This is a genomic window from Lishizhenia tianjinensis (assembly GCF_900116425.1).
GTDB lineage: Bacteria > Bacteroidota > Bacteroidia > Flavobacteriales_D > Crocinitomicaceae > Lishizhenia > Lishizhenia tianjinensis.
The window spans coordinates 209,546-221,353 of the sequence record NZ_FPAS01000003.1; the positions used below are offsets into that span (position 1 = coordinate 209,546).

The window sequence follows — 11,808 nt, forward strand, 5'->3', positions numbered from 1 at the left end:
AGATAATGGAAAAGAAAACGAAATATATTTTAATCGGTCTGGGTGTGGTAGCAGTTGGTACTGGGGCGTATATCTTCTATCAACAAAGAAAGAAAAAGCAAGCCAATACCCAACGTGATTTTGAATCGGCAATCAATAACAACACATTGCCATTGCCAACAACAACATCATTACCATCAAAACCGAGTAGTTCAGGATCTAGCAGTAGTGGTTTTCCACTCAAAAAAGGTAGTAAAGGAACGCTAGTAACAAGTTTGCAAAAGGCACTCATCAAAAAGTACGGAGCTTCCATTCTCCCAAAATGGGGCGCAGATGGATTTTTCGGATCAGAAACAGTCAATGCCTTAATCTCAAAAGGTCTTCCAACATCAGTTGATTCAGACACTTTCACAAGTATTGTACTTAGTTCTGGTTCAAGTTCAGGATCTTCTAGTGTGCCAGATGTATTGGCAGATGATACGGCTTCAGCCATCTCAAATAAGTTACACAAAGGAATAGCAGCCAAAGATGGTGGAATTGTTTTACCTGCTTTGCGAAAAATTCGAGATGTAAACCACTACAAAGAGGTTAGCACAATCTTCAAGCAAACCAAAATTGGATGGGTAAGCAAAACCATTGTAACAGCACTTCTTGACGCATTTAAACTAGCATCTAATAGAAAGAAAATCAACGAACATTTCTATCGAATTGGATTGAAGTATGACGGATCTAAATGGTCATTATCAGGTTTTCTAGGTGTAATAGATCAATTGGTAACTATCCAACCAACCTATGTGTGGAATGATGCAGGTCACAAGCTGCAAGTTCCAAAGGACACAATTCTGGGCGAATACTTAGATGCAAACAATGGCGTGACTGAATTTGAAACGCTTGACGGCAGAAGATTATTCGTGAATACTAATCAAATAAGATACGCACAATGATAGCACAAGTAAGACAAATTGCAAAAGACAGAGGTTTTGTTCTATATGAAGAACCTTACCGATTAAATATCTGGGCATTTCGTGCGAACAGCGAAAAGCCAAATTCATTTGATGACGAACTACACGTTTTCACAAACATTGCTCAATCAGGAAGACCAAAATGGGCATATCTGGTTTTTAAGATAACTACAGATCCGGGTACTTATTGGTTGAAGAATCCAATGAACCCAAAAGGAACTGCAATTCTTAAAGCAGGTCAATATGTGGATGTGTATCGAATTGACAAGCATAGAAACAAGTATTACGCACTTTGTCAACGAAACGGAAAAGTCACGGTAATTAGAGACTATGACAGAGATTCACTTCTTGATTTTAATAATGGTAAAGAAGAAACTGGAATGTTTGGAATTAACATTCACAGAGCCAGAAAAACGGGAGAAACATACACAGTAGATAACCATTCGGCAGGTTGCCAAGTTTTCAAGAATGCCAATGACTTCAACTTCTTTATGAAGCTCTGTGAAGTTCACAGAAAACTGTACGGTAACAAGTTTACCTACACGCTTATTGATAAGCGCATGGAGTTTAGAAGTAAGCTCAAAAAGATCACAATAGGTTCAGTATTAATCAGCATCCTTTTAGGAGGATATTTCCTTGTAACAAATGAAGACAATGAGTAAGAAAATATCATATAGCAAGTTAACCTTTATCCTTTCAGTTATTGGTTTTCTTGGTAGTCTGGGATTCTATTTCGGAGTATTGAGAGAGATCTATTCCGAACCAGATTCAAAAGTAGTAATCGAACGATTAGAAAAAGAAAACAAAGAGTTAAAAACCCAAGTCAAGGTATTGACTGGAATGGTGGACGAATGTAAAGATGAGTAAATCAAGAGAACATATCATTTCAAAAGCGGAGCGAGAATTTGTCAATAAAATCAAAGAAGCCTTACTGAAAGAACAAAAGCTATCCAGACCAAAAACGGAAAGCATAGCTAAGTCTTTTGGTATTATCGATAAGACAAAAGTGAAAGAGTTAACTGAACAAGCCATTGTTGAAGTAGCTCGCTCCATCTCCCTTTCAAATGATAGTCCTTTTGATAAATACCAGAACATAGTAGATCTATATTCCATTCAAACCAATTTATCCTTTAGAACCAGTATGAGTGTGTTATTACAACAATACTCAACGCCTGCGCCAATTGGTTATTTAATGGGACTTTATTGTGGGATAGATGATGGAGAAAAGACATTGTTTGAACCATCAGCAGGAAATGGACTACTAACCATTGCTACCAGACCATCCAAAGTAACTGTAAATGAGATTGACCCAATTAGAAGAAGAAATCTAAAAAGCCAAGGTTACAATGGTACTTACGCATTAGATGCAAGTCAGGAGTTTCACAGGTTCGCTAGAAAGTTTGATGCCGTAATTACCAATCCTCCTTTTGGAAGATTAAGTAAAGCTGCGGATCACAATGGATTTTTAATCCGTGAACTCGATCATCACATGGCAATCCTAGCATTGCAGACTATGAAGACTAATGGTAGAGCAGCAATAATTGTTGGTGGTCATACCGTTTGGGATGAAAGAGGTCGAATCCAAAAAGGGAAAAACAGAATCTTCTTCAATTATCTCTACAAGCATTACAACATAGATGATGTGATTCTAATTGATGGAAGCAGTTTGTATTCACGTCAAGGTACTTCATTCAACACTCGATTAATCCTAATCAACGGAGTGAATAAGCAACAAAGCGGAGTTGCTCCTCTCAAAACTACCGATCAAGCCACAGTAGTTAAATCATTTGATGAACTCTATAACAGAATTAGTATGCACTTTCCAAATAAAAATAACCAGTTAAGTAAGCTTGAGTTAGAAGCTCTGGAGCTTGAAAGTCAATTGTTAGCACAAGAATTGGGCGCACCGTATGTTCCTGCATCCGATTCTTGTGTTATTCTAGATACGCAAGTTCCAGATGCTATGGAGTTTGAAATGCACCAAGCCATTTCAAGAATTAAAGAAGATGTTGGAGGGGACATAGATAATTTCGTTCGTCACCGTCTAGGCTACAATACAAAAGCCGAATTGTGTCGATCACTTTCTGCCGAACAAATTGATGCAGTTGGAATGGCAGTTTATAATATTGAAGCACTTAACCAAGCAGTAATAATTGGAGATCAAACAGGTATTGGTAAAGGTCGAGTGGCTGCATCTATTATTCGCTATGCGGTTCATCAGGGCATAATGCCCATTTTTCTTACCGAGAAATCCAATCTGTTTTCGGACATCTACAGAGATCTATCAGCTATTGGTTCAGCTCATTTAAAGCCGTTTATAGTTAATGCTAGAGCTAGTAAAACTCAAATCAAAGATGAGAATGGAAATGTAGTGTATGAAGCGTTATCAAAACCAGAACAAGATCAAATTTTTGAAGATCGAAAAATTCCAAGTGAATACGATTTTGTTGTAGCTACTTATTCTCAATTCAACTCACCACAAAAGAAACCTCAAAAACCACAATTCCTATTATCCATTGCTAAAAACAGCATCATCATAATGGATGAAAGTCATAATTCTAGCGGGTCATCCAATACAGGAATTTTCATGCAAGGTGTATTGGCTAGAACTTCTGGTGCTGTGTTTTTATCGGCAACATTCGCTAAGCGACCAGACAATATGCCCATCTATGCTATGAAAACGGCTATTTCAGAAGCGAATATGTCAAAAGAAGACTTGGTAGATTCGATCAACAAAGGTGGAGTTGCATTGCAGGAAGTGTTAGCCAGTCAATTGGTGGCTGAAGGTCAAATGATAAGAAGAGAAAGAACCTATGAGGGAATCGAAGTAAACTACATAACACTTACAGATAAAGCCAATGAGCATAAAGCAATAGCCGACAATATCACAAACATTGTTCGAGATATTATCGCTTTTCAAACTAATCATATTGACAATCGAGTTGATGAGTTGGATGAAATAGCAGCAGCCGAGGGAAAAGAAGTTGATTTAAGAGAGGGAACAAACCAAGCAGGAGTTGATAACCAACCATACTTTTCAAAAGTATTCAATGTGATTAATCAAATGCTTTTCTCCATCAAAGCAGAAGCGGTTGCTGAAAAAGCCATTGCACGATTAAAAGAGGGCAAAAAGCCAATTATAGCATTCGCTAGTACTATGGGTAGTTTCATTGAGCAAATGGAAGATCAAAACGGAATGCCAGTAAATCATGGAGATACAGTAAAAGCAGACTTTTCAATCGTTTTGGAAAAAGGACTTGAAGGTGTTATGCGCTATACTGTTACTGAACCTGATGGCTCTAAGTCGTATGCAAAATTTGATATTGCCGAACTATCAATTGATGCACAAGAGGAATACTTTAGAATTGCAGAAAACATCAAGAAGATAGCAACGGGAATTACAATTTCTCCGATTGATGTCATAATCCAGAAAATTCAAAAAGCAGGTTATTCAGTTGCGGAAGTAACAGGAAGAAAACTACAACTTCAGCTCAACTTACAATCAGGTATGGGAGTGATTGAACCACGAAAGAAAGTCAACACCAATGATGCTTTCAGAGAGTTCAATAACAATGAAGTTGATGTTTTACTCATTAATCAATCTGGTAGTACAGGAGCTTCAGCCCATGCAATCGTAACAGATAAAGTTTCAGCAGATGAAGTGAGACAACGGGTTATGATTGTTCTGCAACCAGAACTTGACATTAATACAGAAGTTCAGAAAAGAGGTCGAATTAATCGTACTGGTCAGATTCTTAAACCAATTTATGATTACGTAAATTCTGCCATTCCTGCCGAACAACGTTTAATGATGATGCTTCAAAAGAAGCTTAAAAGTTTGGATGCGAATACTTCATCCAATCAAAAACAGAGCAACAGTATTTTAGATGTTCCAGACTTTTTAAATAAGTACGGAGACAAAGTAGTTGTTGAATATCTGATGGAAAATCCAGAGGTAAATGAGCTTTTAGGAGATCCTTTAAAGCTTGGAACAGGAAACGAAATCAAAGATGGAGCTGCACATAAAGTTTCTGGACGTGTAGCTGTGCTTTCAACACAAATGCAAGAGGATTTTTACAAGGACATCAAAGATCGTTACGATACAATGGTTGAGTACTTGAAGCAATCTGGTGATTATGATTTGGAAGTAGAGCAACTGGATTTACAAGCGGAGCTTATTTCATCTACTATTATTAAAATCGGTAAAGGAGGTAATTCAAGCTTTGGAGAGGATAGTATTCTGGAAAAGGTTTACGCCAATGTTTTGAAAAAACCATTCAAGGCAGAGGAAATGAAGAATATGGTTCTACAATCTTTAGAGGGTAGAACAGCCGAAGATATAATGGATCGAATGATTGATGATTATGAGCGATTCATGGCTGAAAAACTCCAATTAACAATCAATGAAATCTCAGATAAATATCATTCTCTGATCAACAATGTACCTAGTGAAAAGAAAGTCATAAAGCTACTAGACTCTGATCCACAGGCTGCACAACGATTAATAGAAGAAAGAACAGCTGAATTACGCCAAGCTCAAGATAAGAGACTACGAGATGAGGAGAAAGTAACAGCCAATAAAAAGCAATATATCCGTGGGCTTTTTAAATACTTCAAAGTTGGTAAACGATTGCTTTATCCTGTACCTTCATTTGACGGCACAACCCAAAATCAATTGGCTGTATTCGTAGGTTTTCAGATAGATAAGAAGAGAAACAATCCTTATGCGCCAAGTGCAATCAAATTAAAATTTGCTATTGCTTCCAGTCAAAAATACTTGGCGATACCTGCTAGTTATGGAAAAGACATTAATGCGATCAAAGGTGCGAGTGTAGGGAATTATGATACCCGATTAGAAGATCTGGCTAAAGAATGGGAAGAAACAATTTTAGAGGATTCAAAAGACCGATCAATCCGCTATATCGTCACAGGGAATATTCTTCAGGCGTTTTCAGACTTTAAAGGAAAGTTGGTGAGTTACACAACCAATAAAAATGAGGTCAAGAAAGGAATTCTAATGCCTGAACATTGGTCGCCAGATACGGAGACTAAAGGACGTGTAATAGTTCCAATAGCCAAAGCTTTTAAGATTATTCGATCAATGACAAATGGTGCTGCAACATACGGTAGTCACAACTTAGCAATATTCAAAATGTATGATGGATCTTTCAGAGTTAGCGTACCTGCATCCAGAAAGAAAGGAGCGGACATCTATTTGAATGAATCCTTATTGAAACTCGTGCGCTCAAACAATTTTGAAAAGGTGGGAGATCAAATGACAAGCTATGTTGAAGAAAATGATCTTGAAGCATTTTTGAATGTTTTGCAAGAACAGCTTGGAGTTACAACCTCATTAAATCAAAGCCAGATAGATAGTGTTGGATTAACTGTGACAAAAATTAAGCGTAGAGCCAAAATTACACCTCCGCCACCTGAAAAAGAATTGAAAATTGATGCACGATTGCTTGAGCTTGAAGCAGAAGCCCTTGAACTAGAACTAGAGTTATTATCCTTTTAAAAAGTACGCCATGATTACAATAACAAATTATTATACAGAGAAGAAGTCGTTACAACTTTCATCATTGCCAGAAACTTTGAAAAAGGGATGGTCATTTGTAGATAAGGTAACACAAGATGGAGCATCATGGGATGCTTATCATTCAAGCGATTCAATTAAAAAGACGGTTGACTTGTATTTATCTAAGTTAAACGAGTTTGTTAAGTCAAATAAGCCAAAGGAAACGAAAACTAAACTCACCGCTACAAAATCGAAACAGACTACCAGAAAACCAATTACCAGAAGAAAAACAACTACTTCAAGTAGTAGAACTTCCAAATTGAGCAAACGAGAAGAAGCCTATCAAAAAGCGGATAAAGTTGAATTGATCAGTCCAGAACTAAAACTGATTAAGCGATTTGCATTAATGCACGATAAGGTAAAAACTCAAAATCAAATCAGGCTATTCATTATTGCTTTGCAAAGAGCGATTACCGAAAAACGTATCCGAAAAACATCTCCACAAGCGAAAGAGATTATGGAGATACAAGACAGTTTAATTAATCTGATGGGGAAATTCAAGTCTGCAAATGATAGTATTAAAATTGAGTTGTCCGATAAGAAAAGGTCTCACTATTTAACCTTAGTGGGAAAACAAGCTGAGTTAAGATCTGTAAAGTTCATTAAGAGCTATATCAATCTTCAAGGAAAGCTTATTCCGAATAATAAAGCAAAGAATCTCTACAACCGAATTGCAAGAGCGATTAATACAAACAAGTTGACTAAAAAAGATAAATACTGGTCACAAGTGGATCAGATTATGTCAACATTAAAATCGTTTGTAAAAAAGAATCCTGCACAAGGACAGTTGATTGTTTCATCAAAAGAACTCAACGGACTTCAAGGGATTGTTGAGGGTTGCGAATGTGAAATGCTCAACGGAATAGAAGAAAATAGAGTTCCGAGAAATACAATTATGAGTAGTACGGACATCATAAACCTGGACTTTCACAAATTAGGGTTCAAAGGCAAGTGGTTAAAGCTTATCGGAGATCCATCAAAAGGATTTAAGGCTATGATATTCGGTAAACCAAAAATGGGAAAATCATATCTGGCTGTGGACTTTGCAGGGTATTTGGCTCGTAACCATGGTACAGTTCTTTATGTTGCACGTGAGGAGGGAATTGACGACACATTGCAACAAAAACTCAAAGACAAAAAAGTCGCTCATCCTGATTTATACGTGAGTGATTATTTACCAGAACATTTGAATGATTATGATTTTGTGTTCTTGGATAGCGTAAACAAACTAGGGTTAGCACCTGAAGATTTAGAAGAACTATCCAGATCATTTCCGAATACTTCATTCATCAACATATTTCAAACCACCAAGCTTGGAAATTTCAGAGGGGGAAATGAATTTCAGCATGATGTAGATGTGGTTATTGAAGTACCAGAAAAAGGCAAGGCAGTCCAATTTGGACGATTCAATCAAGGAGGAGAAGTAAACATTTTCGGCTAGGCTGAAAGCATTATTAATCCTTTAAAACATTGAAAAATGAAAAAGAAAAAATTTGCATTGGTTTTATCTGGTGGTGGCTTTAATGGAGCTTTCCAACTAGGAGCATTAAACTACATTAATGAGAACTGGAAAAGTATATCCGGATTAGATTCTCCCATGAAGTTTGATTTGATTGCAGGTGTAAGTGTGGGTGCATTGAATGGTGCATTGTTAGCCATGAATCAACTTGACTTGTTAAATGATCTATGGGTAAATCAGATTGGAAGAAATGGAGTAAGTGAAATCTATACTTCCGAGTTTATTAATACTTCCAGTAAGTCAGATAAGATTAAATTAAAAGTTGATCTAAAGAAACTGGTTAAGAAGTTACTTCCTGAAGTCAACATTCAATTAAACTTCTTCAAGAAGTTAGGATTGGTATTCTCAAAGAAGCAAAGAGCAAAAATCATAGAGAACGCCCTAAAGCAAGTAGAAAAATCTATCCAATTGAATCTACCTAAGTTCAGGTCAATTGCGGATAACACGCCATTATCGAAGAAGTTAGATAAATACTTGGATCGCTCAACAATTACGGACACAACCTATATGTGTGGATTCGTTTCATTAGATACTGGAGCATATCACTCTGTTAAGCATTCGGAGTTTTATTCAGATAAAGACTTTCATCAAGGAGTACTAGCTTCAACGGCAATTCCAATGATCTGGAATCCTGTTGAATCGGTATCCTTCTATGGAAAGAATGGAGTGTACACCAGTAAGAACAATGTTGATGGAGGTGTAAGAAATGTATCGCCTTTAGGAGATGTGATTAAGCTAATCAACCAAGATCCAAACTCTGAATACAAGATTATTGTAATCAATTGCAATAGTGGAACACCCAAAGTGGAGGACTATTCAGGAAAATCAATCGCAGCCATTGCAGCTCGATCAGTTTATGAGATTGCAATTACAGAAGTGTTCAATAATGATGTAGAGCATTTTACTAAGTTGAATGATGTTGTGAAACAAGCGCAAGCTTGGGATAGTGAAATTGTTCTTTTTGGAAGCGACAAACATCAAATTAAGGATTTTGATGCCGTGATTATCAACCCTAGCAAAGGAATTGATATGGGAAGCTCTTTGGTCGCAAACGAGAAATTAATTGCCAATAGAATGATCCATGGACGTACAATGGCTCAGTTAGCGTTCGATAAAAAAGATGTTCACAATGCGTAAGCCAAGTGAACATAAGATCAAAAATGCTACTGAAAGGCTTATGAAACGTATGCCTCTGGAAAAAGTACGTCTAATTCCAAAATACAAGGACATAACTGAGGAACAATATTTTCTGTTGATAAAGAACGTAGAGAAAATTACAATTTTGATCCTAGAATCCTTTATCTCTGCACAAAGCAGCGATTTTTAAAACGAAGTTTTAAAGCTCAAAAAATGGAGAAGTCAACAAGACATGATAATAATCTGAAGAAAGTCTGAACGAATATAGCTGCTAGTTCAAGGCTTTCTTCACAATACTTGAGATATGAAAGATTTGAATTTATTACAGCAATTCGCACCAAAAAGTGACAAGCCCTTAAATTATGGTAAGAACGCAGTAATCTATACACGTGTATCATCAGCCGAGCAAGAGGACAATACCAGTCTTGGTTCACAAAAAAAACATTGTGAAAATTACGCACGAAAAAGAGATCTCAATGTAGTAGGTTATTTCGGAGGTACTTACGAATCTGCAAAAACAGATGATAGAAAGGAGTTCAATAGAATGTTGAACTTTGTTAAACGCTCTAAGAATATTACGTATGTAATCGTTTATTCTTACGAGCGTTTTTCTCGTTCTGGAATTAACGGAGCGCAAATTGCAGATGATCTTCTCAAAAAGTATGGGGTAATAACGTTAGCAGTTACCCAAGAGCTTGATCCAACAACTCCTTCAGGATCGTTCCAACAAAAGATTCTATTCCTTTTCAGTCAAATGGATAACGAAATGAGACGTGAGAAGTCCATGGCAGGAATGAAAGAAATGCTTTTAGAAGGATATTGGATCTGGGAAGCACCAAGAGGATATATTGATTTGAATAAGGGAGGTAGAGCAAACGAAAGACAATTGGTTGTTAGTGATGAGGGAAAACTACTCCGAAAGGCGTTTGAATGGAAAGCCTACAAGAAAATGTCTAATGCTGATATAACCAGAAAGCTCAAAAAGATGGGGATGAAGATTGATGAGCGTAGATTGAACAATCTTTTCTCAAATCCTTTCTATTGTGGAGCTATTACCAGTAAAATGATTCCTGACCAAGTAATTAAAGGACACCATGAACCAATGGTTCCAGTTGATCTGTTTCTAACTGTAAACGGGATTAGAGAAGAAAACCGTTCTCAGGGCTACACCAAAGATCCTAATAATGAAAACCTCCCATTAAAGGTATTTACCAAGTGTGACCATTGTCAAGGAACAATCACAGGTTATTTAGCTAAAAGAAAAGGGCTGTACTATTACAAGTGCCGAACAAGAGGTTGTAAGAATAATAGAAGTGCAAAAGCAATGCACAGTCTTTTTAAAGGGATGCTAGAATCATTTGTTATTGCAAAGGAAGAATTAGAGATCATCAAAATTTCACTAGAGGAACAATTTGAAAATTTCTTTGAGCAACAACTCAATCAAAAGAAACTTCTAAAAAAGAGTTTGCAGGAAACATTATCCAAGATTGAAAAGATCGAAGAAAGATATGTTGTAGGTGAAATTGACAAGGATATGTATGAGAAATTCAAGAAGAAATTCCAGAAAGAGCAGGACGAAATTCAAAAAGAACTCAGCAATACTACCCTGAATAGTTCGAACCTCTCAAAAGTGATAGATTTTGCCACAAATATATGCTCAAACCTCCTGAAAATGTGGGAAAAGGGAGATTTGCATACAAAGCGAGCTTTTCAAGAAATGCTGTTTCCAGAGGGAATTATCTACAATCGGAAGCATGATAGAGTTCGAACTCCTAGAATTAACACCTTCTTTTCACCAATCCCAGAGTTAGCAAGGCTTTTGAAGGGAAATAAAAAAGGGGATTCCACTTTTTTAAGTGAAATCCCCCATGTAGGGTGGAAGATGGGATTCGAACCCACGGCCTCCGGAACCACAATCCGGCGCTCTAACCAACTGAGCTACAACCACCATGTAAAGAACTAATCTCAAAGCTTTCAAGTAACCTTTCTTGCTTCCGTTAGCGGGTGCAAATATATTAAATTTAGATTTACATAAACAACATTTTTCAGCTTTTTTTTCATTAAATTAGAGAAAAAGAAAATTCAAACTTTATGACTAGCTCAGAACTCATTGTAAATGAATTCAAAAGGCGTGTTTTTGTAGAATCATATTCTCGAATTTTTAAATGCCTTTCTATGATATCGGATGAAGAATTGTGGTTTACCCCCAATAAAAACACACCGAGTATAGGTTCTTTAGTGCTTCATTTATGCGGAAACGGAAAACAATGGATAGTTTGTGGTATAGGAAGTGCAGCCGATCATAGGGATAGAGACAGAGAATTCGAAAAACATTTAAACATTAAAAAGAGCGAATTGGTCTTTGTGATGGAAAACCTTAAAGTTCAAATTACAGAGGTACTACACAGTATAAAGGATGAAGATTTACATCAATCCAAACAAATTCAGGGAATGGATGAAAACGTATTTTCAGTTTTGGTGCATGTACTTGAACACTTTTCTTACCACACCGGTCAAATCACCACCTTAACAAAAATCATCACCAATAAACAAACGGGCTATTATCAAGACATAGGTTTATAAACAAATCTTGTTAATAACAATCAAAGCAACTTCTTGTACTATACTTCTTA

Annotated in this window: 7 protein-coding genes, 1 tRNA gene and 1 pseudogene; 8 read left to right on the forward strand and 1 reads right to left on the reverse strand. The window is 36.6% G+C overall.

Annotation, left to right across the window (positions count from 1 at the left end; genetic code table 11):
- The first annotated feature begins 5 nt into the window (after positions 1-5).
- The 7 genes and pseudogenes from BM327_RS10700 to BM327_RS15940 form a co-directional block, all read left to right on the forward strand.
- Entirely contained in the window at positions 6-923 is a 918-nt protein-coding gene (locus tag BM327_RS10700; protein WP_139230338.1) for a peptidoglycan-binding domain-containing protein, read from the forward strand.
- Positions 920-1,603, forward strand: a complete 684-nt coding sequence (locus BM327_RS10705; protein ID WP_090249294.1) for a hypothetical protein — start codon at positions 920-922, stop codon at positions 1,601-1,603. Before BM327_RS10700 ends, BM327_RS10705 begins: the two co-directional genes overlap by 4 nt.
- Entirely contained in the window at positions 1,596-1,808 is a 213-nt protein-coding gene (locus BM327_RS10710) for a hypothetical protein (RefSeq protein WP_139230339.1), read from the forward strand. The genes BM327_RS10705 and BM327_RS10710 overlap by 8 nt, the downstream gene beginning before the upstream one ends.
- A complete protein-coding gene (locus BM327_RS10715) occupies positions 1,801-6,459 on the forward strand; it encodes a strawberry notch C-terminal domain-containing protein (RefSeq protein WP_090249299.1) in 4,659 nt (1,552 codons plus the stop codon). Before BM327_RS10710 ends, BM327_RS10715 begins: the two co-directional genes overlap by 8 nt.
- A gap of 10 nt (positions 6,460-6,469) precedes the next feature.
- Positions 6,470-7,960 carry a P-loop NTPase family protein gene (locus tag BM327_RS10720; protein WP_090249302.1) on the forward strand — a complete coding sequence of 497 codons (1,491 nt, stop codon included), beginning with the start codon at positions 6,470-6,472 and terminating at the stop codon, positions 7,958-7,960.
- A gap of 36 nt (positions 7,961-7,996) precedes the next feature.
- Complete coding sequence (locus tag BM327_RS10725) at positions 7,997-9,175, forward strand: patatin-like phospholipase family protein (RefSeq protein ID WP_090249304.1); 1,179 nt, start codon at positions 7,997-7,999, stop codon at positions 9,173-9,175.
- A 304-nt stretch (positions 9,176-9,479) separates the two neighbouring features.
- Positions 9,480-10,316, forward strand: a pseudogene (locus BM327_RS15940) (recombinase family protein); the annotation flags it as partial.
- Positions 10,317-11,048: 732 nt separating this feature from the next.
- Here the strand turns inward: BM327_RS15940 and BM327_RS10740 are convergent.
- Positions 11,049-11,124, reverse strand: a tRNA-His gene (locus BM327_RS10740).
- Positions 11,125-11,266: 142 nt separating this feature from the next.
- Here BM327_RS10740 and BM327_RS10745 point away from each other — a divergent pair.
- On the forward strand, positions 11,267-11,758 hold the full coding sequence (locus tag BM327_RS10745) for a DinB family protein (RefSeq protein WP_090249314.1): 492 nt from the start codon (positions 11,267-11,269) through the stop codon (positions 11,756-11,758).
- Positions 11,759-11,808 lie beyond the last annotated feature (50 nt).

Bases quoted from the DNA above. Each gene is read 5' to 3' on its own strand.
- BM327_RS10700 (WP_139230338.1), top strand. From the start codon at position 6: ATGGAAAAGAAAACGAAATATATTTTAATCGGTCTGGGTGTGGTAGCA.
- BM327_RS10705 (WP_090249294.1), top strand. From the start codon at position 920: ATGATAGCACAAGTAAGACAAATTGCAAAAGACAGAGGTTTTGTTCTA.
- BM327_RS10710 (WP_139230339.1), top strand. From the start codon at position 1,596: ATGAGTAAGAAAATATCATATAGCAAGTTAACCTTTATCCTTTCAGTT.
- BM327_RS10715 (WP_090249299.1), top strand. From the start codon at position 1,801: ATGAGTAAATCAAGAGAACATATCATTTCAAAAGCGGAGCGAGAATTT.
- BM327_RS10720 (WP_090249302.1), top strand. From the start codon at position 6,470: ATGATTACAATAACAAATTATTATACAGAGAAGAAGTCGTTACAACTT.
- BM327_RS10725 (WP_090249304.1), top strand. From the start codon at position 7,997: ATGAAAAAGAAAAAATTTGCATTGGTTTTATCTGGTGGTGGCTTTAAT.
- BM327_RS10745 (WP_090249314.1), top strand. From the start codon at position 11,267: ATGACTAGCTCAGAACTCATTGTAAATGAATTCAAAAGGCGTGTTTTT.